This window comes from Pseudomonas frederiksbergensis (assembly GCF_003732665.1).
Classification (GTDB): Bacteria; Pseudomonadota; Gammaproteobacteria; order Pseudomonadales; family Pseudomonadaceae; genus Aquipseudomonas; species Aquipseudomonas frederiksbergensis_G.
The window spans coordinates 278,088-302,885 of record NZ_MOBP01000021.1 but is presented as its reverse complement, the minus strand read 5'-3'; the positions used below and the strand labels follow the sequence as shown (position 1 = coordinate 302,885).

General features: G+C 61.6%; 24 protein-coding genes. 11 read left to right on the top strand and 13 right to left on the bottom strand.

Features of this window, described 5'->3' with window-relative positions:
* Positions 1–9: 9 nt before the first annotated feature.
* On the bottom strand, positions 10–1,464 hold the full coding sequence (locus tag BK665_RS28330; RefSeq protein WP_123409817.1) for a flavin-containing monooxygenase: 1,455 nt from the start codon (positions 1,462–1,464) through the stop codon (positions 10–12).
* Positions 1,465–1,763: 299 nt separating this feature from the next.
* Here BK665_RS28330 and BK665_RS28325 point away from each other — a divergent pair, with 299 nt between their 5' ends.
* Both BK665_RS28325 and BK665_RS28315 read left to right on the top strand, forming a co-directional pair.
* The gene (locus tag BK665_RS28325; protein WP_123409816.1) at positions 1,764–2,837 is read left to right on the top strand and encodes a diguanylate cyclase; all 1,074 of its coding nucleotides are present in this window, start codon (positions 1,764–1,766) and stop codon (positions 2,835–2,837) included.
* 423 nt (positions 2,838–3,260) lie between these two features.
* The gene (locus tag BK665_RS28315; RefSeq protein WP_123409815.1) at positions 3,261–4,502 is read left to right on the top strand and encodes a M20/M25/M40 family metallo-hydrolase; all 1,242 of its coding nucleotides are present in this window, start codon (positions 3,261–3,263) and stop codon (positions 4,500–4,502) included.
* Positions 4,503–4,769: 267 nt separating this feature from the next.
* Here the strand turns inward: BK665_RS28315 and BK665_RS28310 are convergent, their stop codons facing one another.
* The 8 genes from BK665_RS28310 to BK665_RS28275 form a co-directional block, all read right to left on the bottom strand.
* Positions 4,770–5,639, bottom strand: a complete 870-nt coding sequence (locus BK665_RS28310; protein ID WP_123409814.1) for an oxaloacetate decarboxylase — start codon at positions 5,637–5,639, stop codon at positions 4,770–4,772.
* Between the two features lie 151 nt (positions 5,640–5,790).
* Positions 5,791–6,825 (bottom strand): arginine N-succinyltransferase subunit beta, encoded by a 1,035-nt coding sequence (locus BK665_RS28305; protein WP_123409813.1) that lies wholly within the window; start codon positions 6,823–6,825, stop codon positions 5,791–5,793.
* A gap of 61 nt (positions 6,826–6,886) precedes the next feature.
* The gene (astA, locus tag BK665_RS28300) at positions 6,887–7,903 is read right to left on the bottom strand and encodes an arginine N-succinyltransferase (RefSeq protein WP_123409812.1); all 1,017 of its coding nucleotides are present in this window, start codon (positions 7,901–7,903) and stop codon (positions 6,887–6,889) included.
* Positions 7,904–8,024: 121 nt separating this feature from the next.
* Positions 8,025–9,374 carry an APC family permease gene (locus tag BK665_RS28295; protein WP_123409811.1) on the bottom strand — a complete coding sequence of 450 codons (1,350 nt, stop codon included), beginning with the start codon at positions 9,372–9,374 and terminating at the stop codon, positions 8,025–8,027.
* A 76-nt stretch (positions 9,375–9,450) separates the two neighbouring features.
* Positions 9,451–10,203, bottom strand: a complete 753-nt coding sequence (locus BK665_RS28290) for an N-formylglutamate amidohydrolase (RefSeq protein ID WP_123409810.1) — start codon at positions 10,201–10,203, stop codon at positions 9,451–9,453.
* Positions 10,187–11,518 (bottom strand): type I glutamate--ammonia ligase, encoded by a 1,332-nt coding sequence (locus BK665_RS28285; RefSeq protein WP_123409809.1) that lies wholly within the window; start codon positions 11,516–11,518, stop codon positions 10,187–10,189. Before BK665_RS28285 ends, BK665_RS28290 begins: the two co-directional genes overlap by 17 nt.
* Positions 11,515–12,159 (bottom strand): cysteine hydrolase family protein, encoded by a 645-nt coding sequence (locus BK665_RS28280; RefSeq protein WP_123409808.1) that lies wholly within the window; start codon positions 12,157–12,159, stop codon positions 11,515–11,517. Before BK665_RS28280 ends, BK665_RS28285 begins: the two co-directional genes overlap by 4 nt.
* Positions 12,160–12,161: 2 nt before the next feature.
* Entirely contained in the window at positions 12,162–13,016 is an 855-nt protein-coding gene (locus tag BK665_RS28275; protein WP_123409807.1) for a MurR/RpiR family transcriptional regulator, read from the bottom strand.
* A gap of 408 nt (positions 13,017–13,424) precedes the next feature.
* Here BK665_RS28275 and BK665_RS28270 point away from each other — a divergent pair, with 408 nt between their 5' ends.
* Positions 13,425–13,997, top strand: a complete 573-nt coding sequence (locus BK665_RS28270; protein WP_123409806.1) for a histidine phosphatase family protein — start codon at positions 13,425–13,427, stop codon at positions 13,995–13,997.
* Positions 13,997–14,752 (top strand): precorrin-6A synthase (deacetylating), encoded by a 756-nt coding sequence (gene cobF / locus BK665_RS28265; RefSeq protein WP_123409805.1) that lies wholly within the window; start codon positions 13,997–13,999, stop codon positions 14,750–14,752. Before BK665_RS28270 ends, cobF begins: the two co-directional genes overlap by 1 nt.
* A 108-nt stretch (positions 14,753–14,860) precedes the next feature.
* Here the strand turns inward: cobF and ftrA are convergent, their stop codons facing one another.
* Positions 14,861–15,835, bottom strand: a complete 975-nt coding sequence (gene ftrA, locus BK665_RS28260; protein ID WP_123409804.1) for a transcriptional regulator FtrA — start codon at positions 15,833–15,835, stop codon at positions 14,861–14,863.
* A 100-nt stretch (positions 15,836–15,935) separates the two neighbouring features.
* Here ftrA and BK665_RS28255 point away from each other — a divergent pair, with 100 nt between their 5' ends.
* On the top strand, positions 15,936–16,361 hold the full coding sequence (locus BK665_RS28255) for a rhodanese-like domain-containing protein (protein WP_123409803.1): 426 nt from the start codon (positions 15,936–15,938) through the stop codon (positions 16,359–16,361).
* Positions 16,362–16,512: 151 nt separating this feature from the next.
* Here BK665_RS28255 and BK665_RS28250 read toward each other — a convergent pair whose 3' ends face one another.
* The gene (locus BK665_RS28250) at positions 16,513–17,151 is read right to left on the bottom strand and encodes a type 1 glutamine amidotransferase (RefSeq protein WP_123409802.1); all 639 of its coding nucleotides are present in this window, start codon (positions 17,149–17,151) and stop codon (positions 16,513–16,515) included.
* Positions 17,152–17,480: 329 nt separating this feature from the next.
* Here BK665_RS28250 and aotJ point away from each other — a divergent pair, with 329 nt between their 5' ends.
* From aotJ to BK665_RS28235, 3 genes are all read left to right on the top strand, one after another.
* Positions 17,481–18,260 carry an L-arginine-binding protein AotJ gene (aotJ, locus tag BK665_RS28245; RefSeq protein ID WP_123409801.1) on the top strand — a complete coding sequence of 260 codons (780 nt, stop codon included), beginning with the start codon at positions 17,481–17,483 and terminating at the stop codon, positions 18,258–18,260.
* A gap of 203 nt (positions 18,261–18,463) precedes the next feature.
* Positions 18,464–19,576 (top strand): succinylglutamate desuccinylase/aspartoacylase family protein, encoded by a 1,113-nt coding sequence (locus tag BK665_RS28240; RefSeq protein WP_123409800.1) that lies wholly within the window; start codon positions 18,464–18,466, stop codon positions 19,574–19,576.
* Positions 19,577–19,746: 170 nt separating this feature from the next.
* Entirely contained in the window at positions 19,747–20,463 is a 717-nt protein-coding gene (locus BK665_RS28235) for an alpha/beta hydrolase (RefSeq protein ID WP_123409799.1), read from the top strand.
* 12 nt (positions 20,464–20,475) lie between these two features.
* Here the strand turns inward: BK665_RS28235 and BK665_RS28230 are convergent, their stop codons facing one another.
* Entirely contained in the window at positions 20,476–21,042 is a 567-nt protein-coding gene (locus tag BK665_RS28230) for a DcrB/PsbP domain-containing protein (RefSeq protein ID WP_123409798.1), read from the bottom strand.
* 236 nt (positions 21,043–21,278) lie between these two features.
* Complete coding sequence (locus tag BK665_RS28220) at positions 21,279–22,034, bottom strand: hypothetical protein (RefSeq protein WP_123409797.1); 756 nt, start codon at positions 22,032–22,034, stop codon at positions 21,279–21,281.
* A gap of 165 nt (positions 22,035–22,199) precedes the next feature.
* On the opposite strand from BK665_RS28220, the gene BK665_RS28215 reads away from it, so the two are divergent.
* The 3 genes from BK665_RS28215 to BK665_RS28205 all read left to right on the top strand — a co-directional run bounded on the left by BK665_RS28215 (position 22,200) and on the right by BK665_RS28205 (position 24,691).
* A complete protein-coding gene (locus tag BK665_RS28215) occupies positions 22,200–22,733 on the top strand; it encodes a chalcone isomerase family protein (protein WP_123409796.1) in 534 nt (177 codons plus the stop codon).
* Positions 22,734–22,743: 10 nt separating this feature from the next.
* Positions 22,744–23,274 carry a DUF3833 domain-containing protein gene (locus tag BK665_RS28210; RefSeq protein ID WP_123409795.1) on the top strand — a complete coding sequence of 177 codons (531 nt, stop codon included), beginning with the start codon at positions 22,744–22,746 and terminating at the stop codon, positions 23,272–23,274.
* Between the two features lie 94 nt (positions 23,275–23,368).
* Positions 23,369–24,691: an Nramp family divalent metal transporter gene (locus tag BK665_RS28205; protein WP_123409794.1), complete on the top strand. Its 1,323-nt coding sequence runs from the start codon at positions 23,369–23,371 to the stop codon at positions 24,689–24,691.
* Positions 24,692–24,798: the final 107 nt, after the last annotated feature.

Genomic DNA, 24,798 nt, shown 5'->3' with positions numbered 1-24,798 from the left:
ATGACGTGATCAGGACAATATGTGGTCGGCGGGCTTGAGTGTTCGGGTCAAGCGGTGATAGCTGAAACTGAACCCCGGAAACATGGCGATGACATGACCGCTCTTGCTTTGATACCAACTGTGGCAGCCACCGGACTTCCACACGGTTCGTTCCATTTCCCGATGGATCATTTCAGTGTAGGTACGTTCCGCTTCGGGGCGTACTTCAATGCTGTGCAGGCCCTGTTCTTTTAGCATGCGGATACAACCGAGGATGTAGTTCATCTGCGACTCGATGATGAACAGCGCCGAGGTGTGGCCGATGCCGGTGTTGGGGCCGGTGACGATAAACAGGTTGGGGAAGTCCGGCAGGCTGGTGCCCAGGTAGGCCCGAGGGTATTGGGCCCAGAAGTCTTTCAGATGCTTGCCGTGTTTGCCGATGACCGGGTAGGAAATCACCCCGTCGGTGGCGTCGTAACCGGTGGACCAGACGATCAGGTCGACATCGATGTGCTGGCCGTCGAGGGTGTTGATTCCGGTTTCATCGAGGGACGCGATGCCTTGTTCACGGCTGTGCAGCGTCACATTGGGCCGGCCCAGCGCCGGGTACAGCGTGCTGGACACCACCACGCGCTTGCAGCCGATGGTGAAATCCGGGGTCAGCTTGCGCCGAAGTTCGGGGTCGGGCACTTGGCGTTTGAGAAAGCGCAGGGCCTGTTGCTGGACCAGGTGAATCGCTGGTTTCGAGTATTTGAAGGCGATGACTCGGGTTTCGAACAGCCAGTAAATCGTCCAGCGCAGCAGCTTGTAGGCCGGTTTCAACCCCAGCAACCAGCGTTGGAAAGGGCCGAAGGTCCGGTCGGCACGGGGCAGCACCCAATGGGCTGTGCGCTGGAAGACGTGCAAGTGTTCGACGTCCGGGGCAATCGCCGGGATCACCTGGGCCGCACTGGCGCCGCTGCCGATGATCGCGACCCGTTTGCCGCTGTAGTCGTAGGAATGATCCCAATTGTTGGTGTGAAAGGTTTTGCCCTGGAAGCGATCCTGGCCGTCGAAGTGTGGGACCACCGGTTGGCTCAGCGGCCCCGTGGCGTTGATCAGGAACTGCGCGTAGAACGTGCCTTTGCTGGCGGTGTGCACGGCCCAGCGTTTGTTGGCCTCGTCCCATTCAATGCCTTCGACGTTGGTGTCCAGTTGCACTTTGTCGCGCAAGCCGAAGTGCTCCACCACGTACTGGGTGTAGCGGTGCAGTTCGGCCTGTTCGGCGAACATCTGCGTCCACTGGTACGGCGCGAAGGACAGCGAATACAGCGGCGAGGGCACGTCGACGGCCGCACCGGGGTAGGTGTTCTGGCACCAGGTGCCGCCGAAAAAGTCCCGCCGTTCCAGCAGGCGAAAATCGCTGATGCCGGCCTTGAGCAAATTGATCGCCGCACACTGGCCGCCAAAACCGCTGCCGATGATCAATACCTGAAAGGTTTGCATGGGCCTCCTGTTGTCGTTGTTTATCAAACGCTCCCTTCATGTATAGCCAATCTGTCAGTCGATGCCGCCGCTTTTGTAGGAGCGCGGCTTGCCCGCGAAGGAGCCGTCACATTCAACATAGAGGTTGGCTGACACTACGCCTTCGCGAGCAAGCCCGCTCCCACAGGGTTGTGGGGTTTAAACAAATGTCCGGGTATTCACCGCCAGCCGGTGATGGCTATTTGACGTTGCCCTGATAGACTCCGTTCACACCCGCAACCCCCGGTGTAATCAGATTCCGTTCAGTGGTAGAGGCCTCTATGGCAAAAACGGGAGGAAAGGGACTTTCACTGGCCAGGAGGCTATACACGTCGCGCACCTTGGGTTTGGCCCTGGGATTGATGTGTGTAAGCGCGGCGATGTACCCGCTCGATCCGGCGCCGTGGGTCTGGGGCGTGATGCTGTTCAATGCCATTGTCTGGCCGCATCTGGCCTACCAATGGGCCCGCCGCGCCACACTTCCGTACCACGCTGAACACCGTAACCTGCTGGTGGACGCCTTTCTCGGCGGCGTCTGGGTCGCGGCCATGCAGTTCAACCCCTTGCCCAGCGCCACCACCATTTCGATGATGGCGATGAACAATGTGGCCATTGGCGGCTTGCGTTTTCTTCTGGCCGGCACGGTGGCGCAAATCCTCGGGGTTGGCGTCGGCCTGCTGATTTTCACCCCCGCGTTTATCCCCCACACCAGTCCGTTGCAGCTCTACGCCTGCTTACCTTTGTTGTGCCTGTACCCGCTGGCGCTGGGCTGGATCTGCTTTCGCCAGGCCATTACCCTCGGCCGACAAAAACGTGAATTGCTGGCCCTGAGCCGCACCGACAGCCTCACTGGCCTGCTCAACCATGGCGCCTGGAAGGATCAACTGGAAATCGAATTCCAGCGCTGCCAGCGGCAGAACCAGGGCGGGGCCATTGCGCTGATCGACATCGACCACTTCAAAACCATCAACGACACCTATGGCCACGTCGCCGGGGATATCGTGTTGCGCCAACTGAGCAAAATGCTCAAGCAAAACCTGCGGGCGGCGGATGTCGCCGGGCGCTATGGCGGCGACGAATTCTGCGTGATCCTCCCGGACCTGCCCCTCGACCGCGCCGCCGCGGCCATGGATGCCTTGCGCGATCGCTTCGCTACCCTCGGCTACGAACAGAGCCCGGCGCTGAAAGTCAGCCTGAGCATCGGCCTGGCCGCGTTCAACCCGGCGCACACCGAGGCGACCCTATGGCTGAACGACGCCGACCAGGCGCTCTACGAAGCCAAGACCACCGGCCGCAACCGCGTCATCTGCAGCCGCGACGGCAAACCCCGCCACGAGCTACTCGACTCGGTCTGACTGACTCAACTCATTTCCCCTTGTGGGAGCGGGCTTGCTCGCGAAGGGGCCGTCACATCCAGCATCCATGTCGACTGACACTCCGCTTTCGCGAGCAAGCCCGCTCCCACACTGGATCTGTGTTGCCCACAAGTTCAGTGGTCAACCCGGCCCCTTGTGGGAGCGGGCTTGCTCGCGAAGAGGCCGTCACATCCAACATCGATGTCGACTGACACTCCGCCTTCGCGAGCAAGCCCGCTCCCACAGTAGATCTGTGTTGCCCACAAATTCTGTAGTCAACCCGGACCCTTGTGGGAGCGAGCTCGCTCGCGATGGCCGCACCTCGGTCCAAAGCCGAACGCCCAATGTCGCATCCGGTATAGAGCCCAGCCCCGCACTGAGGTAGGGTTCAATCACTCCCCGACAAGAAACAAGGATCGATTCATGACGTTCAAACTCTCTCGCTCCCCGCTGGCCACCAGTCTGGCCCTGACTTTCGCCCTCGGCGCTTTCGCTCCCGCAGCCTTCGCCGAACCGCACAAACAAGTGCTCGCCGATTCCGAGCAATACAAGGCCGATGCGCTGAAACTGCTGGAGAAACTGGTCAACATCGATTCCGGTTCCGGCTATGAACCGGGACTGACCCAGGTGCGCGACATTGCCGTCGATGAGTTGAAAAAACTCGGTTTCAGCATCGAGCTGGTGCCCAACACTCCGGATAAAAGCAGCCACGTGATCGCCACCCTCAAAGGCACCGGCAAAGCGAAAATCCTGCTGATGGCGCACATGGACACGGTGTTCAAGGAAGGCTCGGCCACCGAGCGCCCGTTCCACATCAAGGACGGTCGCGCCTACGGGCCGGGCGTGATGGACGACAAGGGCGGTATCGTCGCCGGGATCTACGCGCTGAAAGTCCTGAAAAACCTCGATTTCAAGGATTACGCGCAAATCACCTTCTTGCTGGATGCCAGCGAAGAATCCGGCTCGGACGTTGCCACCGACCTGATCAAGAAAACCGCCAAGGCCCACGATGTGACCCTCAACCTCGAGCCTGGCCGCCCGGCCGATGGGCTGGTGGTGTGGCGCAAGGGCAGCGCCACGGCGGTGGTCGAAGTGAAGGGCAAGGCCGCCCACGCCGGCGTCGCCCCGGAACTGGGGCGCAATGCCGCAATGGAAGCGGCGCACCAGATTCTGCAATTGGGCAAACTCGGTGATGAAGCGAAGAAAACCACCATCAACTTCACGGTGCTCAAGGCCGGCGATCGCACCAACGTGATCCCGGACCAGGCCACCGCCAAGGCCGACGTACGCGCCGCCGTGCCGGAAGAGTTCGACCGGATCGAGAAGGATTTGGCACGGGTCTCTCAGGATAAATTGATCCCGGACACCGAAGTCACCACCACCCTGCAACGGGGGTTGCCACCGATGCCGCAGACGCCGGAATCGGATCGCCTGATGGCCATGGCCCAGGGCATTTACGGCGAAATTGGCCGCAAGTTGACCGAAGAAGGCAGCGGCGGGGCAGCGGATGCCAGTCTCTCGGCTGGTGTAGGTACACCGACGCTGGATGGCTTCGGGATTGTCGGCGGCAACATCCATACGCCGGAGGAATACGCGGAAGTGGAAAGCGTGGCGCCGAGGATTTATCTGTTGTCGCGGATGATTATGGAATTGGCCAAGCGGTAAGCCACTGATCGTTCCCACGCTCTGCGTGGGAATGCCTCAACGGACGCTCCGCGTTCGGCTTTAGATGGGACGCAGAGCGTCCCCGGCTGCATTCCCACGCAGAGCGTGGGAACGATCGGACATCTGCAGTTTAGCGGTGTGGCGGCTGGCCCCTTCGCGAGCAAGCCCGCTCCCACAGTGATTCAGTGTTGGTCACACGATGTGTGCTCAGCGGCGATCCAGTGTGGGAGCGGGCTTGCTCGCGAAGGCGTCCTGCCGGTTCACGCATCACTCTTTGACGCGCATAAACTCTTCCGCCCAACGAATGTAATCCTCAGGCTGTGTATAGGTGTGTGTGAGTTCGGTCGCGCTCAGGTCCGAAGCCTGGGTAAAGATCTGCCGCTGTTCGCGCAGGCTGTCGTAGGTCGCCTTGATCGCGGCAAAGTACGCGCCGTGGCCGTCGATGGTGACGCGCACACCCAGTTCTGCCAGGCGTTTGTCGTCGCGCAGGGCCGGGTTGCCGTAGGTGACCAGCATCAGCGGCACGCTGAGGTGTTCGGCGATTTTTTCCAGTTGGTCGAAGTCCTGGATGCCGACCATGCAGATCCCGTCGGCCCCGGCGTTCTGGTATTGCTGGGTGCGGCTGATGATTTCCTGGACCGGCAGGATCCCCGCGTTGGTGCGGGCGATGATCGCCATTTCCTTGTCGACCCGGGCTTCCAGCGCTGCGCGGATCTTGCCGACGCCTTCGGCGACCCCGATCAAATCCGTGGACTTGCGGCCGAATTGCGCGGGCAACAGGGTGTCTTCGATGGTCAGCGCGGCGATGCCGGCGCGTTCCAGTTCAACGATGGTGCGCATCACGTTCAGCGCGTTGCCGTAGCCGTGGTCGGCGTCGGCGATCACCGGTAATTGGGCCACGCGGCCGATGCGGGTGGCCTGTTCGGCGAACTCGCTGAGGGTGATCAAGGCAAAGTCGGGGGCGCCCAGGACCTGCAACGAGGCCACCGAACCACCGAGGATCCCGACTTCAAAACCCAGGTCGGCGGCGATGCGCGCCGACATCGGGTCGAACACCGAAGCGGTGTGGTAACACGTGTCGGAAGCCAGTAATTGGCGAAAGTTACGGCGCAAATCTTGATGGGAAAGCCTGGACATAGAGTTCCACCACTGCATTGGAATGGAAGGGCTTGAGCAAAAGTGTCAACGCCGAAGGAACAAAAGGCTATCACGCGGGCGGGGTCAATAGGATGACGAATTTACAGGTGGGTGAAACGATACCGCACCCACTGCAACAATGGCGGGCTGATCAGGCCGCCACCGCCTGCTGTTCCTGATTCAACAATGGCACCGCCCGCACCGAGTTGCCCGGTTGCAGTTGCAGGCGTTTGGCGGTGAGGCGGTCGACGATCAGGCTGTTGCCCACCAGGCGCGCCCGGGCGGTGGTGATGCGGCAGTTTTCCATGCGGCGGTTGTGAATCAGCCACACCGGGGCCTGGTCGTCCGGGGTGCCGATGCCCAGCACCAGTGGCTGGCTGTCGCGCACGGTGCGGATTTTAGACACCTGGGCTTCGATCACCGGGCCGCCGTCGAAGATGTCGATGTAGTCCTTGTGGGCAAAACCTTCGGCGTTGAGGATCTTCAGCGCCGGTTGGGTATTGGGGTGCGCCTTGCCGATCACCGCCTGGGCCTGTTCGGTGAGCAGGCAGGTGTATAGCGGTTGGCGGGGCATCAGTTCGGCGATGAAGGATTTGTTGCCCAGCCCCGACAAATGATCGGCGTAGCTGAAATCCATCTGGAAAAAGTGCCGGCCCAGGCTGTCCCAGAACGGTGAGCAGCCTTGTTCGTCGGCAGTGCCGCGCAGTTCGGCGATAAGCTTTTCGCCGAACAGTTGCGGGAACTCGGCGACAAACAGCAGGCGCCCCAACGACAGCAACCGGCCATTGTTGCCCTGGCGTTGATCCGGGCGCAGGAACAGCGAGCAGAGTTCCGATTGCCCGGTCATTTCATTGTTCAGGAACAGGGTCGGGATCTGCTTCTGGATGCCCAGGTCTGGCGACGAACTGACCGTCAGCCCGACCCGGTAGTTGTACCAGGGCTCGCGGATACCCACGGCCCCGGTCAGGGCGCTGACCCCGACCACGCGCTGATCGTCATCTTCGAGCACGAACAAATAGTCGGCATCGGCCCGCTCCACCTGTTCGGCGAAGGTCCGTTGGGACCAGCGCACGCGATGGCCCAGGCGTTCTTCGTTGGCCGGCAGGGTGGTGAACCCCGGGCCGGCCTGTTGTACCAGCGCCACTAGGGCGGGCAGGTCGGTGACGTGAACCGGACGGACAATCATGATGCAACTCCTCGTGCGCGCATGCTCGGGCGCTGTCGTTGGGCGCGGGGCCGGGTGATGCTCACAGGGCGATCAGCCGGATCGGGCTGCCATCGTTCACGTTCAGGACGGCGCACATTTCGGCGCTCAACCCCACCGGTTGCCCGACGTCGTAAGCCAGTTCGGCGACGATGGCCCGGTAGTCCTTCAGCGAATCGTTGCTCACCAGATAGCTGCCACGGGCATCGATCGACTCGACGAGCTGCGCGGTGCCGGTGTGGCTGTGGGCGATGGAGCGAATACCCGGCGTGCGCGCATACAGCGTCGGGCCGCCGTCGAACAGGTCGATGTAGCTGTTGGTTTCAAAGCCTTCGCGTTCCAGGATGTCGAACGCTTCCTGGCCGTCGGGGTGAATCCGGCCGATGCAGTCTTGGGCCGCTTGCGGCAGCATCGGCACGTAGATCGGGTATTGCGGCATCAATTCAGCGAGGAAGCTGCGGCTTTCCAGGCCGCAGAGCCTTTCGGCCTCGACATAAGGCAGGTCGAAAAAATGCTTGCCCACGGCGTCCCAGAAGGGTGATTGGCCCTGTTCATCGCTGTAGCCGACGATTTCTGTGATTACGGCGTCGGAAAAACGCCCCGGGTGCGCCGCGATAAACAACAACCGCGCCCGCGACAGCAATTCGGAAAACGGCGTGCACACCAGTGCGCTATCAATGTGAAAACCGCGCAGCAAGCTATGGCCGCTGAGATCGTGGCACAACGACAGCGCTGGCACCCCGTGCTCGATGTTCAGCTCCCGGGAGGCGCTGGTGAAGTGGCGGTTGCGCAGGCTGTAGAACGGCTCGCTGAAACCGGCGGTGGCGAGGACTTCAGAGCACCCGGTCAGGCGCCGGGTGTCCAGGTCTTCAAGGACGAAAAAGTAGTTTTCCGGGCCATTGCCTTCAACTTCTTTGTCGAACGAGGCGCAGGAATCGAGGATCTTCTCCCGCAGGCGTTCGCTGTCATCGGGCAGGGACGTGACGCCCACCAGGCTGTCACGGGCCAATTGTTGCAACTGGGGCAGGTCGGTTAACTCGACTGGGCGTAGGACCAGCATGGATGTACTCCTGTATCAAAGGGTCCGGCGGTAGTGCCGTCGAACCTGACTATCACTGTCGGTTTCCACGCGCGGAAGCGGCGGTCGCCTGATCTCGTGTCAGACGCCGCCCTTTTTCTTGTCAGACGTTGCTCGGGTCCGGCAGCGTTGTGCTGGCGCCCAGCTTGTTAAGGAAGAACAGATAGACCAGACCCAGGGCAATCCAGATCAAGCCGAGTTTTTGTGCATCCACGCCCATGTTGTACATGATGGCCGCGACGATGATGAAGCCGACCACCGGGCACAGCAGGTGACGGATCACCTGACCGGACTTCTGCCGGCGCCAGTAGTAATTGATCACGGTCAGGTGCAGCAGCATGAAGCCGCTCAAGGCGCCGAAGTTGACCAGGGAGGTGAGGGTGTCCACCGAGTTGATGAACAGGTAGCAAATCACCAGGGACAACACCGCCACCAGGTAAATGCTGATGTACGGCGTGTTGTGTTTTGGATGGACCTTGGCCAGCACCTTCGGCAACTTGCCGTCCCGGGCCATGCCGAACAGCAGCCGCGACACCGCCGCTTGTGACGTAATCGCCACCGCCACGCCCCAGGCCAGGGCGGTGGCCACGCCGGTCAGGGTTGCGAGCCAACTGCCGGCGGCGATTTCGGCGATTTCATAGAACGCGGTATCGGCGGACTTGAAGCCCATGCCGGCCGCCAGGTCAGTGGCAATCCAGGTCTGCACCACGAAAATCACGCCCATCACCACCAGGGTAATCAGCGCGGCCTTGCCGACGCTGCGGCCCGGGTCGCCCTTGATCTCTTCGGCCAGGGTGGAAATCGCGTCGAAGCCCAGGAACGACAGCACCGCAATCGACACGGCTTGCATCAGTAGGGCGAAGTTGAAAGTGTTCGGGTTGTACAGCGGCGCCAGGGTCAGTTCGCCGTGACCGCCGCCGTTGTGCAGGGCATTCCAGGCGTAGAACAGGAAAATCCCCAGCACCACCAGTTGCGCCAGCAGAAAGATGATGTTCATCCGTGCGGTGAAGGTGATGCCGCGCAGGTTGACGAAGGTCGCGCTGACCAGGAACGCCAGGATGAAACCGACTTTGGGGATGTCCGGGTACAGGTGATTCAGCGCCATCGCCGCGTACACATAAAGCAGCGGCGGAATCAGCAGGTAATCGAGCAGCATCAGCCAGCCGGCGATGAAGCCGACGTGTTGATTCAAGCCCCGTTGGGCGTAGGAATACACCGAGCCGGCAATCGGAAACGCCCGGGCCATGCTGCCGTAGCTGAGGGCGGTGAACAGCATCGCCACCATGCCAATGATATAAGCCAGCGGCACCATCCCTGGGGCCTCGGCATTGACGTAGCCATACACGCCGAACGGGGCAATGGGGATCATGAAGATCATCCCGTACACCACCAGATCCGTCAGCGACAGGCTACGTTTCAACTCCTGCTTGTAGCCGAATTCTTCTATTTCCATGAAGCGCATCTCCTTATCAGTCATTCGGGCAATCTTTTAGTTTTTATACCGGCACAGCACAGCGGTTACTTTTTTCCTACAGCAGCGGGGCCAGGTAGCCGGCCCAGCGTTCAATGGCTTGCGGGGTACGCAGCAAATCGTTGCGCACTTCGATCAACACCGATTCCAGGCCACGGGCATCGCCGTGCACCGGCACGGTCATGTCGCCCAACGGGTCGATCTTGTACGGCTGATTGCCAGCGACTTTCAGCGGATGCTGGCTCAGCCCGTCGATGATGCGTTGGGCGTAATGCCCGGCTTCGCCGAACAACACGCCGGCCTCCAGCGTCCGGGGCTGGCCGTAATACACCGGGGTGAAACTGTGAATCCCCACCACCCGCACTGGACGTCCCTGGGCCACACGTTCGTCAATCAGGGTTTGCAGCCGCGTGTGAAACGGCTTGAACAGCATCTGCCGCCGGTATTCCCGGGAGGCCTCGTCCAGTTGCTGGTTGCCCGGCACCTGATAGATCTCGCTCTGGGGCGGAATGCTGTCCGGGGCATGGCGCGGGCGGTTGAGGTCGATCAACAGCCGCGAATAATTAGCCGCCAGCAGCGTGGCGCCGAGGGTTTGCGACAAACGCTGGGCCAGGGCCAAAGCACCGATGTCCCAGGCGATGTGTTCCCGGGCGGCCTCATGGCTCAGGCCCAGGTCGTTCAACGCCGGTGGGATGTAACGGCTGGCGTGTTCGCACACCAGGATCAACGGGTGCTCGGAAGCTTCCTGGCTCAGGGTGTACGGGGGCTCGGTGTAGAGCCCCAGTTCAACGGATTCAGTACAGACGGGCATAGTGCTCACAAAGGTCGGCGGGCGAGAGCTGTTCCGTCAGCGTCAGTTCCTCGGTTTTCAGGGCGAAGTAAGTGTCGAGCAATGCCGTGGGCAAGGCTTCGATCAGCGCCTCGCTATTGCGCAGGCAGTCCAGGGCCTGGGCCAGCGAGGCGGGCAGGGCAACGATGCCCCGGGCCTGGCGTTGTTCTTCGTTCAAGGCATCGGGGATTTCATCGGTGATGGCGTTCAGTGCCAGGCGTTGTTCGATGCCCAGGCGTCCGGCGATCAGCAGCGCGGCCATGGCCAGGTGCGGCGAAGCGGTGGCGTCCATGGCCCGGAATTCCAGGTTGTACTGCGCCGCCACGGACTTGCCGCCCAGGCTCACGGTCGGACAAATCCGCAGCGCCGCTTCGCGGTTGCGCTGTCCCAGGCAGGCATAGGACGCGCTCCAGTGATGGGGCTGCAAGCGCTCGTAGGACACCGGCGTCGGCGCGGTGAAGGCGCACAGGGCCGGCAAATAGTGCAGAACCCCGGCGGCCCAATGCTGGCCGAGGGTCGACAGGCCATTGGTGGTGCCGGCGTCATACAGCGTCGGGTGCCCGGCCAGGTCTTGCAGGCTGACGTGCAGGTGCACGCCGTTGCACACCGCATGCTCGGCCGTCTTCGGTGCGAAGCTCAGGCCCAGGCCCATTTGCCGGGCAATCTCTCGGGTGATCTCCCGCACGTTGACCGCACGGTCCGCCGCCGCTACCCCGAGGGTCGGGCGGCAGGTGATTTCGTATTGGTGCTTGCCGTATTCCGGCAGGAACATCTCCGGTTCCACGCCCCCGGCGCGCAACGCGCTGAGCAGCCAGCCGCCAAACTCGGCGCCCTGGCGCTGGGCCTCAAGGGTGAACGCCAGGTGTTCGGCGGCCCCGGCATCCAGATTGAATTCGTGTTCGAACGCGGCGTTGACTTGCAAACCGAGCTCGGCGCGATAGCGTTCCACTTCGTTGCGCAACAGCGTGCGCGGGCAAGCGCCCCATGGCCGGCCATCGGTTTCGCAGATGTCGCCGTGGATAAAATCCAGGGCCGGGGCGTTGGTGTCGGGACCGTTGCTGACCATCACGCGGCTGGCCATATCCGGGATCAAACGCAAATCCCCGTAGGCACCCCACGGATTGGTCGAGGCGATGACATCTTGCGGGGTCAACGCGCTGTTGGCCGGCACCCAACCGCACCCGGAGGCTTGATAGTGCTCCAGTTCGTCGGTGGGAAACGAGCGGCCGCGGGTCACGCCAATCAGGTCGGTGGTCACGATCGTGGTCATCGGCACCGGCAACAGACGCGCACTCATGGCTGCATCTCCAGCAAGCGGCCGAGCACGGTTTGGGTGTCGGTGATCCAGCAATAACCTTTGATCGCGTTGAGGCAGGCCTGATGCCGTTCCTGGGTGTAGGTGGCGCAGGCGTCTTCCACCAGGGTCACCAGATAGCCACGGTCGGCGGCGTCACGTACGGCCATGTCCACGCACTGGTCGGTGACGATGCCGGCGATGACCAGGTGGCGCACGCCGAGGTTGCGCAGCACGTAGTCGATGTTGGTGGAATTGAAGACGCCGGAGGACGTCTTGGGCAGCACCACTTCGTTTTCCGTGGGCGTCAGGTCGTCGATGATCCGCGCCTGGGGGCTGCCCTTGGGCAAGTGCATGTCCGAGAGTTTGTGGTCCAGGGAGCGGTCGCGGCCATCGGCGGTGAGGCTTTCGATCAGGGTGTGCAGCACGTTCTGCCGGGCGCTGCGAAAGGCGCTGAGTAAACGCCGCTGGTTGGGCACCACCTGCATGTGGGTACGGGTCAGGAAATACTCGGCGTCCGGCCCGTTGAGGTGCGGGTCGAACTGCGGTTCGAGCCAGGCCCGTTGCATGTCGACCAGCAGCAGCACGGTGTGGTCGCTGACAAACGGCAAGTCGCGGGGTGAGCGGTGGGGGAGCGTAAACATCCTTATTTTTCCTCCAGCAGGTGTGTGTCGAAGTCGGCGCGCAAGTTATCGATGCCTTCCAGGCGATCGGCCAGATCCGGGCTGCGCAGGGTCAGGCAGGCGATCAACGCTTCAATCTGCGCCAGCGCCGGGACCATGCTGTCGAACGCCGAAACCGACTCCACCGGCGCACTGATGATCAGGTCGGCCATTTCCCGCAACGGCGAAGCATAGATGTCCGTGAACAACACCACCCGCGCATAACGATTTTTCGCCGCGCTGGCCACCCGCAGGGCCTGGGACTGGTAGCGGCGGTAGTCGAACACCAGCACCACATCCTGGCGCTGCACGTCGAACAAACGGTCCGGCAACTGGGCGTTGTCCTCCAGGGCAAAACAGCCGGGGCGCAGCAGGCGCAGATGGTTGAGCAGGTAGTTGGCGAGGAAGCTGCTGAAACGCCCGCCGAAGCAATGCACCTGATGGCGCACATCGAGCAGCCATTCCACGAGGATGCGCACGTCTTCGGGTTGGGTCAGGGCCTGGGTTTCCACCATTGAGCGATGGGTGTGCGCCAGGTAATGGCTCCACGGATCGTCTTTTTGCAGGTGGGAGCGGGGTTGTAACAAGGTGCTGGGGGAGCGCAGGCGGTGGTCCATGTCGCTGAGCAGGGCGTCCTGGAATTCGGCGTAACCGCCGAAACCGAGTTTTTTTACCAGCCGCACGATGGTCGGATCACTGACACCGGCATGTTCGGCCAAACGCGACATCGGGCCCAGCCCGTTACGCGGGTATTGGTCAAGCAAGGCGCGGATGACTTTGCGTTCCGACGGCGTGAGGTCCAGGCCGGGATCGGTGATCAGGTCTCTGAGAGGGGGCATCCGGGCTCCTGCTGGATGGGTGTGTCGGTTTTGTTTCACTAATCGCTAAAACAGTATTTATGTAATACACGCTACATGTCTAGTGAATTTTTGCATGGCAAGCAATGGCGCCAAAATGGTGCGAAAGGCCCGTGTAATAAGGACTTCGCGGATGGCGATTGGGTGTGTAGGACATTGTCCATTTCATTGTCGGACATCGCCCTTTGAAGGCCACGAAAATCCCTGTGGGAGCGGGCTTGCTCGCGAAGGGGCCGTGTCAGTCAGCATCTTTCCCGCCTGACACTGGGCATTCGCGAGCAAGCCCGCTCCCACAAGGTTTTGTGCTTTAGCTGATCGTCTTGCGGCACAATCGGGGAATTGTTTGCGGCATGTTGCCGTTCTGCCTCTCCAATAAAAGAGTAATAGCCCGTGCAGGCGACCCGTTTGACCCTGATTTGCCACGCCCGAACCGTCGCACAAAAACTGGCGCGTTTTCCTATGGATGAGTCGGTGGAAATGGTCTGGCAATCGGCCAAGTGTTCCCGGCGCGGAACCTCCAAGGTCGCGCCGCGTCTGGTGTGCGGTCCCGAAGCCCGGACCCGCGAGACCGCCGAGCTGTTTGGCAGCGATGCACACATCGTCGACGCCTTGCGCGATTGCGATTTCGGTCGCTGGCAAGGTCAACGCATCAGTGAACTGCAAAAAAACGAGCCCGAGGCGCTCAAGGCCTGGCTCGAAGACCCGCATTCCGCCCCCCACGGCGGCGAGTCGGTGGTGCAACTCGCTGAGCGCGCAGCAGCCTGGCTGGCGACCCTGGAGACGACGCCGGGCGACATCGTCGCCATCACCCATCCCTATGTCGTTCGTGCCGTGCTGACCCATGTATTGCAAAGCACGGCGTTCAACCTGATCGACGTCGAACCGTTATCGGCCATCGAACTGCGGTTCACCGGTCGCTGGCGCCTACGTTTGATGAGCACTGACGCTGACGGAGGCTTTTGATGAAAACCTTGCTGGTCATCGGTATCGGCGCCGGTAACCCGGACTACATCACGATGCAGGCGGTGAAAGCGCTGAATCGCACCGACGTGTTTTTCCTCATGGACAAGGGCCAGAGCAAAGACAAGTTGATCGACCTGCGCCGGGACATCTGCGAGCGCTACATCACCGACCCTGACTACCGCTTCGTCGAAGCCCACAGCCCCGAGCGCGAGCGTGGGGATGTGGACTACAAGGCCAGTGTCGATGATCTGAACCTGGCCAAGCAGCAGACCTTCGAACGCTTGATCAATGAGGAAATGTCCGACGGCCAGTGCGGCGGTTTCCTGGTGTGGGGCGACCCGGCGTTGTACGACAGCACCGTGCGTATCTTGCAGGCGATTTTGGCGTCGGGGCGTTGTGCGTTCGAGTTCGAAGTGATCCCCGGTATCACCAGCGTCCAGGCGTTGGCGGCGCAGCATAAAGTGCCGCTGAACCGCATCGGCCGCTCGATCGAAATCACCACCGGCCGGCGGCTGGCGGCGGGGCAGGTGAGCGATGCCGACAGTCTGGTGGTGATGCTTGATGCAGAAGATTCCTACCATCACGTGGCGGATCAGGAGACCGAGATTTACTGGGGAGCCTACCTGGGCACGCCGGATGAAATTCTGATCTCGGGCAAGCTCAAGGATGTGGCGGATGAGATTGAACGGGTGCGCAAGGCTGCGCGGCTGGCGAATGGGTGGATTATGGATACCTATTTGCTGCGTAAACCTTGAAGTAATGGGGGTCTGGGCGGGCGCCTTCGCGAGCAAGCCCGCTCCCACAAGGATAGCGATAATCCTGTAGGAGCGAGGCTTGCCCGCGAAGAGGCCTGAGAGAACACCTCAAAAAACAGCCTGTTCGCCGCGCCCAAACCTTTCCCGATACACCGACGGCGGCACCCCGACCACACTGCGAAACGCCACCCGAAAACTCTCCACCGACCGATACCCACAACGCTCGGCAATCTGGTCGGTGTTCTGGCTCGTGCTCTCCAGCAACTCCCGCGCCCTCGCCAGCCGCTGGTGCTGCAACCAGGTCTTGGGTGACAAACCGCTGGCCTCGGTAAAGCGGCGCAGGAAGGTGCGTTCGCTCATCGCCGCCTCACTGGCCAGGTCCCGTACTTCCAGCGGTTCGTGCAGGCGTTCCCGGGCCCATTGCATGACGCGGGACAAATCGCTGCGGGGCGTCGGACTGACCGGCGTAGGAATAAACTGCGCCTGGCCGCCGGTGCGTTGCGGCGACATCACCAGGCGCCGCGCCACCGAGTTGGCCACTTGCGTGCCGAAGTCCCGTGCCACCAGGTGCAGGCAGGCGTCGATGCCTGCCGCACTGCCGGCCGAGGTGATCAACTGGCCGGAATCGACGTAGAGCACGTCCGGGTCCACCTGGATATTGGGGAAACGCTCGGCCAATTCGCGGGTGTAGCGCCAATGGGTGGTGGCGCGGTGCCCGTCGAGCAAACCGGTGGCCGCCAGCACAAACACCCCGGAGCAGATCGACAGCAGCCTTGCGCCCCGGGCATGGGCCTGGCGCAACGCGGCGAGCAGCGCTTCGGGCACCGGCGCCTGACGGTCGCGCCAACCGGGGATAAGGATGGTCCGGGCCTGTTCCAGCAGTTCCATGCCGCCGTCCGCCAGCACCTGTATGCCGCCCATGGCACGCATCGGCCCTTCGTCCACAGCGACGATCCGGTGTTCATACCACGGGAAATCGAACTCGGGCCGGGCCAGGCCGAAGATCTCCACGGCGATGCCGAATTCGAATGTGCAGAGGCCGTCGTAGGCCAAGATCGCGACTAATCCAGGGGTGGGCTGCATTTGGCGGAAAGTTCCCGGTGAGTGTCTTGTGCGCCACTGTAGCCGCAAGTGACGGGCAGATAAAGTCTGCCTACACCCACACAGACGTAGGACTACAACCATGACCAGCCCGGTTTGCGCCATTCCCGCCGCCCCGTCCGCCATTGCCCTGATGCATTTCAGCAATCGCCTGACGTTCGAAACCGATTGTTCCGACGTCCATACCAGCCAGCAGGCCGGGGAGGTGGATTTTGTCCTGGTGGACACCCGTGGTCCGCTGGCCTTTGAACGCGGGCATGTGCCGGGGGCGATCAATATTCCCGGCCGTTTGATGACCGCCGAAATGCTGTCGGCTTACCCGAAATCCACGGTGTTCGTGGTCTATTGCGCCGGGCCACACTGCAACGGTGCGAACAAGGCAGCGGTGAAACTGGCGGCGCTGGGTTACCCGGTCAAGGAAATGATCGGCGGGGTCACGGGGTGGCTGGATGAGGGGTTTGCGTTGAGTGTTGAAGCCGTGCTCGGACCAGTCGGTTGTGAATGCTGATCCCCAGACACAACTAATCAAGTGTGGCGAGGGGGCTTGCCCCCGTTGGAGTGCGCAGCGCTCCCAAAAATCTTCGATACAGCCGAGATTTTTGGGGCTGTTGCGCAACTCAACGGGGGCAAGCCCCCTCGCCACAACGGCGTTTTCACCATCAGTTCGATGCGTCAGCCCACCACTGATCCAACGTCCCCTGCAACCACTTGAATACCGCCGCATGCTCGGCACTGTCGTCCTGCCCCCGAGGCAACGGCGACTCCTCAGCAAAATGCGCATTCAGCAGCCTCACCGATTCGCCATTCCACTCCGGATGAAACTGCAACCCCACCCGCGTCGGCCCGACCCGGTACATCTGCTGCTCACACGCCGCGCTGCTGGCCAGCAATTGCGCGCCCGGTGGCAAGTCGATCGCATCTTCGTGCCACTCCAGCACCTGCAACGCCTGGCCATTCGCGAAGTTTACGGTGGTCCATCCGGTTTCAGGATCGGCCATGCGCCGCACCGTCCCGCCCAGGCTCAAGGCCAATAACTGCGCCCCCAGGCAAATGGCAAACACCGCCGCGCCTTGATCAAGACTGGCCGCCAGCCATTGACGCTCCGCGTCCAGCCACGCCGGCCCGGCGTTGGATTCGTAAGGTCCGCCCAAAAGGATCACGGGCGCCGTACCCACGGGCGGCAACTGCCCGAGATCGGCGCGAAAGACGTTCAGCGTAATCCCGCGTAGCCGCGCCCATTCGGCAATGGCGCCAGGACCTTCGGCGGGGTGGTGCTGGATCAGGTTCAACTCAGGCATCAGGTTTCTCTTGCGAGGGGCGGATGGCGCTCAATGTGCCGCAAAACACGGGTCATCGCCAGCGACGTGCCATACGACCGATCGGTCGGATTAACACCGCAAACCCGTAGGTTTTATCCCAAAGCAGGACTTGTCCTACGGTCTTTGCACCGTCATGGCGCACGATACTAAACAGTCCGATCGGTCAGTCATTTTTCTATAAGTATTTGTCGCTTAGGAACAATTTGCCCTCCTGTAGCCGCTCTAGACTGCCGGCCACTTCGGCTTCACCTGCCGAAAGCGACCAATCGAAAGCTGCCAATAAAAGCCTCCGCACACAGGAGTTATAAATGAAGAAGCTAGTGATGTTCGGTGCCCTGGCACTGTCGATGTTGTCCCTGACCGCCGTGGCCGAAGACGCCAAGCCGATCCGCATCGGTATTGAAGCCGGTTACCCGCCATTCTCGATGAAAACCCCCGACGGCAAACTCACCGGTTTCGACGTGGATATCGGCGACGCGTTGTGCGAGCAGATGAAAGTGAAGTGCACGTGGGTCGAGCAAGAGTTCGACGGCCTGATCCCGGCGCTGAAAGTGAAGAAAATCGATGCGATCCTGTCGTCCATGACCATCACTGACGATCGCAAGAAAAACGTCGATTTCACCATCAAGTACTACCACACCCCGGCGCGCTTCGTTATGAAGGAAGGTTCCGGGGTCAAGGACCCGCTGACCGAACTCAAGGGCAAGAAAGTCGGTGTACTGCGCGCCAGTACCCACGACCGTTTCGCCACTGAAGTGCTGGTGCCGGCCGGGATTAATCTGGTGCGCTACGGCTCGCAGCAGGAAGCCAACCTGGACATGGTTGCCGGTCGCGTCGACGCGATGCTGGCCGACTCGGTCAATTTGAGCGACGGCTTCCTGAAAACCGACGCTGGCAAAGGCTTCGAATTCGTCGGCCCGACCTACGAAGACGCCAAGTACTTCGGCGGCGGCGCTGGTATCGCTGTGCGCAAGGGTGACAAGGAGCTGGCGGACAAATTCAGCACCGCCATCACCGAGATCCGCGCCAACGGCAAGTACAAGCAAGTGCAGGACAAGTACTTTGACTTTGATGTGTACGGCGAATAATCCAGCCGAATGAAAAAGTGGCTACCGTTGACGCGGTGGCCATTTTTTTTGTGCCCTTTTCAATTGGAATGAGATCCCCTGTGGGAGCGAGCTTGCTCGCGATGGCGGTTTGTCAGGCAATATCAATGTTGACCGACAGGGCCTCATCGCGAGCAAGCTCGCTCCCACAGGGGACCTCACTACCCTGATATTCAGGAGTTCCCATGCAACGCATCGACCACCCTCTGCCCTGGAGCCACCTGGGCACCGAGCGCAGCCTCAGCGTATTTCGTTATGGCGCCGGCCCGCGCAAGGTTTACATCCAGGCCAGCCTGCACGCCGATGAACTGCCGGGCATGCGCACGGCCTGGGAGCTGAAACAACGCCTGGCCGAACTCGAAACCCAGGGCCAGTTGCAAGGTGTGATCGAACTGGTGCCGGTGGCTAACCCCATCGGTCTCGATCAGCATTTGCAAGGCGCGCACATGGGCCGTTTCGAACTGGGCAGCGGCAAGAATTTCAACCGTGCGTTCGTCGAACTCAGTGCGCCGGTGGCCGCGTTGATCGGCGCGCAACTGGGCGCTGATGCCGAGGCCAACATCGCGCTGATCCGCCAGACCATGGGCCAGGTGCTCGATGGTCTGCCGGCGCCGGCGTCACAACTGGAAGCCATGCACCGTTTGCTATTGCGCCACGCTTGCGACGCCGACATCACCCTGGATCTGCATTGCGACTTCGACGCGGCGATTCATGTGTATGCCTTGCCGCAGCACTGGCCCCGGTGGCAGTCCCTGGCGGCACGCTTGAAGGCCGGCGTGGCGTTGTTGTGCGAAGACTCCGGCGGCAGTTCATTCGACGAATCCTGTTCCACGCCGTGGTTGCGCCTGGCCCGGGCCTTCCCCGAGGCGGCGATTCCCCTGGCCAACCTGGCCACCACCGTGGAACTGGGCAGCATGGGCGATACCCGGGTCGATCAGGCCCAGGCCAATTGCGAGGCGATCCTGGGCTTCCTCGCCGAACAGGGTTTCATCAGCGGCACCTGGCCGGCGGCGCCGAACGAGTGCTGCGAAGGCCTGCCGTTCGAAGGCACCGAATACCTGTTCGCCCCGCACCACGGCGTGGTCAGCTTCCTGCGCGAGGCCGGCGAGTGGGTGGAGCAAGGGGATGGGTTGTTTGAAGTGGTCGATCCGTTGAGCGACCGGGTCACCACCGTGCGCGCCGGCACCAGTGGCGTGTTGTTTGCGATTGATCGTGGGCGCTATACCCAGCCGGGGACGTGGCAGGCGAAAGTGGCGGGGCGGGTGCCGTTTCGGGTTGGGAAGTTGACCAACGATTGATCCAGATTATTCGTTGGTTGTGATGGCCTCTTCGCGGGCAAGCCCGCTCCCACATTGAAATGCGTTCCCATGTGGGAGCGGGCTTGCTCGCGAAGGCGGCATCAGCCACACCATCGATGCCCGCAGTGTTAGGGTATCCCCCGAATCCTGCGCCCCACGAAGGAAGGTTTATGCTGAAGTTTCTCGCTCTGTTCATGCTCCTGGCATCCGCCACGGCCCACGCGCAAACCCCGCTGCACACCGATCTGCCGCTCAAATATCTGGAACAGGCCAACCCGGATTCGACTGATCAGCCGTTGGTGATTTTCCTCCACGGCTACGGCAGTAACGAGCGGGACTTGTTCGGGATCAAGGACGAACTGCCCGCGCAATACAACTACCTGTCGGTGCAGGCGCCGGTGGCGCTGGATGCGGACAGTTACCAGTGGTTTCGCAAGAAGGGCGACGGTGCTTATAACGGTGAGACCGATGACCTGAAGACCAGCGGCAAGGTGTTGCTGGATTTCATCGCCCAGGCGACGAAGAAATATCACACCGAGGCCAACAAGGTATTCCTGGTGGGGTTCAGCCAGGGCGCGATCATGTCCTACGAGGTAGGCTTGCGTCATCCCGAGGCCTTGGGTGGGATTGCCGCGTTGAGCGGACGGATTCTGCCGGTGCTCAAAGCCGAGCTGAAACCGGATGAAAAACGCCAGTCACTGGCGATTTTCATCGGTCATGGCACCGTGGATAAACGCTTGCCAGTGGTCGACGGCACGGCGGCCAACAGCCTGTTGCAGAAACTGTCACTCAAGCCTGAATTCCATACCTACGAAGGCCTGGGCCACAGCATCAGCGCCGCCGAGATTCAGGACTTGAACGCCTGGTTGCTGCGTCTCAACCCCTGAATCGTCCGGGGGTTACTTGCCGGTGATCTGTTTGACCAGCGCGTCGTGGTTAACGTTATCGGATGGGCGCGAGATGACCTGAATCACCGCCATGCGATTGCCGGAGCCGGCCATCAGCGTGGTGTTGAGGGTTTTGCCGCCACCCTGGGTGGCAGTGCTGTCCACCTGGCGCAGGCCCAGACCGGTGCCTTTCATGGTCAGGCTTTTTTCGCTGATTTTGGTGAAGTCCGGCAGGTTCTTGTGTTCGGCCACGTCGAAGTCGGCGGCGGTGCTGTCGAGGAATTCGCCGTCGTTGTCTTTGACCGTGACACCTGGCGCCAGGTTGTTTTCAGCGGCGATGACCACGGTCTTGGTGGTTTCATTGGCGTACATGGTGCCCGTCGCCCCGGTTGCGCCTGGTGGCAGCGGGTTGGCGACGAAACCTTTGGGCAGGGTGAAGGTGAACTTGCCGCTGAGCATCGAAACCTTGATCGGCGCGGCGTCGCCGGGCTTGGCTTTGGCGGCATAAGCATTCAACGCCCCCAGGCTGGCAACCGCCGTCAGCAACAGGATAACGGCTTTTTTACTGAACAATGACATTGAAACTCTCCGGGGATGGTCGCGCTATGGGGCGATCATCCCATGGAGGTTGCGGGTCACTCCAGCCCGAATTCCGCAGCCTGTCCGGTTAAACGCAAAAACCTGTGGGAGCGGGCTTGCTCGCGAAGAGGCCGTGTCAGTCAACATCATCGTTGACGGATACACCGCTTTCGCGAGCAAGCCCGCTCCCACAGGGTCATGGGGGGTGTCAGTTGGCTGGGTTCTGCGGGAACAGACTACGCCGGGTTTCTTAGCAAACGCCGGGTCACGCCGAGCATGCCCACGGACACGGCCACACCGAGGGCAAACGCCGTCAGACCGAGGCTGGGCAAGGTCAGCGCCAGTACCAGGCAGAACGCCGCGAACGAATACATCCCGGTGGCGGTGGCGCGCAGCAACGCGGCGGTGAACGCCGGGCCACGGGTTTGCTGGGAGAACACCGCCATCACGCTGCCCAGCACCGGGAACACGGCGAGCAAGCCGCTCCAGCGTTCGCCCACGGTGCTGGCCAGCAGCGTCACGGCCAAGGTCAGCAGCGCGCCGGCGACCATGCGCAGCAGCAGTTTGTCGGACTTGGGCCTGGGGCCGGACACGCTGGGCTGCACCGACGGAAACAGATAAGGCGCGGCCAGCAGTGCGGTAGCGGCGGCGATCACCGAGAACGTCAGGGATGGCGGAATCAGCGAAAGCACAACGGCCGTCGTCGCCCACACCAGCAAGGAAATCGCGAGCGCCCATGGCCAACCGGCTCGTTGCGCGACTTGGGCGTAAGTGACGCAGAAAGCGATCATCGCGAACATGGCCGAGAGCGCGGCAGTCGCAGCCTGGGCGGCGAACACCTGGCCTTGCTCGATGGCGAGGAAAAACAGAATCGGCCCGACCACCACCGGCAACCCCGACAGCCAACCCGCCACGCTCGGCCCCCAACGCTTGCCCGCCAGGGAAATCAGCAGCAGGAATCCGGGAATCACCAGCAACTTAAGCATCAACACGCACGCACCTCCGACCTGTGTGAGGCGGCCACGTTAGCATTGCGAGCGATGGATTGCTCTAGGAATGCTCGGGTTTTGTATACAAAACATTCGCCTTCAAAAATTGTACAAGAAAGCCTTTTGCGTATAAGTTTTAAAGAGGTCTTCAGTGCCACTCGAGCCGCCATGAACAGATCACATTCACGTTTTCGTCTCGGCCTCGGGCTGCTCGCTTTGCTCGGCAGCCACGCGCTGGCCAATTGGCAGGATGCGCTGCCCGGTGCGCAGATCGTGGGTGCCGGCGAGTTTCGGGTGTTTGGCTTCGATGTCTACAACGCCCGGCTCTGGAGCGCGGCGCGGCCGTTCGCGGCGGACCAGCCGTTTGCCCTGGAACTGATCTACCAGCGCAGCATTTCCCGAGACGATCTGGTGAAGGCCAGCGTCGATGAGATCAAGCGCTTGTCCGGCACCTCGGTCAGCGCCGGGCAACTGGCCGGCTGGCAGACGCAAATGCAACAGTCGTTCGTTGATGTCCAGGCGGGCACCCGCATCACCGGGGTGTATTTGCCGGGGCAGGGCGCGCGATTCTTTGTCGGCCAGCAACTGCAACACGAAGTGAAGGACCCGCAATTCGCCCGCGCCTTTTTCGACATTTGGCTCGATCCGCGCACCCGTAACCCCGAACTGCGCCAGCAATTACTGGATACAGCCAAGCCTTGAGGGCATCGTTATGTTGAAGAAGGTGTTGCTGGTGTTGTTCGTTTGCCTGGCCGGTTGCAGCGGCGTGGATGTGCAGCGCTACAGCGAGCAAAATCCCAAGCTTGATTTGCCGGGATTCTTTGTCGGCCGGGTAGATGGTTGGGGAATGTTCCAGAAGCGTTCGGGCGAGGTGGTCAAGCGCTTTCATGTGCTGATTGACAGCCGCATGGACGGGCCAAATCTGATCATGCACGAGGACTTTACCTACAGCGACGGCACGAAACAGACTCGAACCTGGACCCTGCACCCGGACGGTCCCGGCCGTTGGCGCGGTACGGCCGGCGATGTAGTTGGCGAGTCCAGCGGTGAAGTGGCCGGAAACGCGTTGCACTGGCGCTACATTCTGAGCCTGCCGGTGGACGGCAAGGTCTACCAGGTGCACTTCGATGACTGGATGTACCTGCTCGATGAAAACACCATGGCCAACCGCTCGGCGATGACCAAGTTCGGCTTCGAACTGGGTCAGGTGACGTTATTCTTCCGCCGGCACGGTGCGTCGTAGGCGCTGCCTGGCAGTTCCTGCGTCGGTTGACAGGTAGCCTGTAGAGGTGCGAACCGTCTAAGCTGCGCCTTTCCAATTGTTTCTGGATGTTTGCGTGAAATTCAGTTTTTTGCCCAAAATCGCCACCGCGCCGTTTTGCCCACCTGAAGTCGCCGGCAGCGTTGCCGTCGACCCGAGTGCGTCGTTCTTCAAGCGCCTGCTGCGATTTGCCGGCCCCGGTTTGCTGGTGTCGATCGGCTACATGGACCCCGGCAACTGGGCCACGGCCATCGAGGCCGGTTCGCGGTTTGGCTACAGCTTGCTGTTTATCGTGTTGCTGGCGAGCCTGGCGGGGATGGTGGTGCAGTGTCTGTGTTCGCGGCTGGGCATCGCCACCGGGCGCGACCTGGCGCAACTGTCCCGGGAGCGCTACAGCACCCGCACCGCGCGCACCCAATGGGTACTGGCGGAAATCTCGATCATCGCTACGGATCTTGCCGAAGTGCTCGGCTGCGCCCTGGCGTTCCATTTGCTGCTCGGTTGTTCGCTGACTGTCGGCATCGCCCTGACCGCGTTTGACACGTTGCTGGTGCTGGCCTTGCAGAACCGTGGCTTCCGCCGCCTGGAAGCGATCATGTTGGTGCTGGTCGCGACCATCGGTGCGTGCTTCTTCGTCGAATTGCTGCTGATCAAACCCTACTGGCCGGACGTCGCCCGGGGCTTCACGCCGTCACTGGCGGCCATCGGCGATGCCGCGCCGCTGTACATCGCCATCGGCATTCTCGGCGCCACGGTGATGCCGCATAACTTGTACCTGCACACCTCAATCGTACAAACCCGCATGATCGGCAAGGACCTGGCGAGCAAGCAGGACGCGGTGAAACTGGCGCGCATCGACACCATTGGTTCCCTGGCCCTGGCGTTGCTGGTCAACGCCGCGATCCTGATCCTGGCGGCGGCCGCGTTCCACACCACCGGGCACAGCGATGTGGTGGACATCCAGGACGCCTATCACCTGCTCGATCCACTGGTGGGCGGGGCCTTGGCCAGCGTGCTGTTCGGCGTCGCGTTGCTGGCGTCGGGGCAGAGCTCGACCTTTACCGGGACCATCGCCGGCCAAGTGATCATGGAGGGCTACCTGAACCTGCGGATTCCTTGCTATCAACGGCGTTTGATCACCCGTGGGCTGGCGTTGATCCCGGCGTTCATCGGCGTGTGGCTGATGGGCGACAACGCGATTGGCAAGTTGTTGGTGCTGAGTCAGGTGGTGCTGAGCCTGCAACTGCCGTTTGCGTTGTACCCGTTGATCAGCATGACCAACGACTCCAAATTGATGGGGCCGTTTGTGAACCGCTTGCCGACGCGGGTGTTGGCGTGGGGATTGTTCGGGGTGATCAGCGCGGCGAATGCGTGGTTGATTTTGCAGTTGGTGGTTTGAGCTGGGAGGCTGATCGTTCCCACGCTCCGCGTGGGAATGCAGCCCGGGACGCTCTGCGTCCCCTTGGAACGCGGAGCGTCCCTTGAGGCATTCCCACGCGGAGCGTG

Coding starts and splice junctions, on each gene's coding strand:
- BK665_RS28285 (WP_123409809.1), bottom strand. CDS start 11,518: ATGAGTGCGCGTCTGTTGCCGGTGCCGATGACCACGATCGTGACCACC.
- BK665_RS28295 (WP_123409811.1), bottom strand. CDS start 9,374: ATGGAAATAGAAGAATTCGGCTACAAGCAGGAGTTGAAACGTAGCCTG.
- BK665_RS28230 (WP_123409798.1), bottom strand. CDS start 21,042: ATGTCATTGTTCAGTAAAAAAGCCGTTATCCTGTTGCTGACGGCGGTT.
- BK665_RS28330 (WP_123409817.1), bottom strand. CDS start 1,464: ATGCAAACCTTTCAGGTATTGATCATCGGCAGCGGTTTTGGCGGCCAG.
- BK665_RS28275 (WP_123409807.1), bottom strand. CDS start 13,016: ATGCCCCCTCTCAGAGACCTGATCACCGATCCCGGCCTGGACCTCACG.
- BK665_RS28305 (WP_123409813.1), bottom strand. CDS start 6,825: ATGATTGTCCGTCCGGTTCACGTCACCGACCTGCCCGCCCTAGTGGCG.
- BK665_RS28280 (WP_123409808.1), bottom strand. CDS start 12,159: ATGTTTACGCTCCCCCACCGCTCACCCCGCGACTTGCCGTTTGTCAGC.
- BK665_RS28250 (WP_123409802.1), bottom strand. CDS start 17,151: ATGCCTGAGTTGAACCTGATCCAGCACCACCCCGCCGAAGGTCCTGGC.
- BK665_RS28310 (WP_123409814.1), bottom strand. CDS start 5,639: ATGTCCAGGCTTTCCCATCAAGATTTGCGCCGTAACTTTCGCCAATTA.
- aotJ (WP_123409801.1), top strand. CDS start 17,481: ATGAAGAAGCTAGTGATGTTCGGTGCCCTGGCACTGTCGATGTTGTCC.
- BK665_RS28210 (WP_123409795.1), top strand. CDS start 22,744: ATGTTGAAGAAGGTGTTGCTGGTGTTGTTCGTTTGCCTGGCCGGTTGC.
- BK665_RS28240 (WP_123409800.1), top strand. CDS start 18,464: ATGCAACGCATCGACCACCCTCTGCCCTGGAGCCACCTGGGCACCGAG.
- BK665_RS28255 (WP_123409803.1), top strand. CDS start 15,936: ATGACCAGCCCGGTTTGCGCCATTCCCGCCGCCCCGTCCGCCATTGCC.
- cobF (WP_123409805.1), top strand. CDS start 13,997: ATGAAAACCTTGCTGGTCATCGGTATCGGCGCCGGTAACCCGGACTAC.
- BK665_RS28290 (WP_123409810.1), bottom strand. CDS start 10,203: ATGCCCGTCTGTACTGAATCCGTTGAACTGGGGCTCTACACCGAGCCC.
- BK665_RS28325 (WP_123409816.1), top strand. CDS start 1,764: ATGGCAAAAACGGGAGGAAAGGGACTTTCACTGGCCAGGAGGCTATAC.
- BK665_RS28315 (WP_123409815.1), top strand. CDS start 3,261: ATGACGTTCAAACTCTCTCGCTCCCCGCTGGCCACCAGTCTGGCCCTG.
- BK665_RS28215 (WP_123409796.1), top strand. CDS start 22,200: ATGAACAGATCACATTCACGTTTTCGTCTCGGCCTCGGGCTGCTCGCT.
- ftrA (WP_123409804.1), bottom strand. CDS start 15,835: ATGCAGCCCACCCCTGGATTAGTCGCGATCTTGGCCTACGACGGCCTC.
- BK665_RS28235 (WP_123409799.1), top strand. CDS start 19,747: ATGCTGAAGTTTCTCGCTCTGTTCATGCTCCTGGCATCCGCCACGGCC.
- astA (WP_123409812.1), bottom strand. CDS start 7,903: ATGCTGGTCCTACGCCCAGTCGAGTTAACCGACCTGCCCCAGTTGCAA.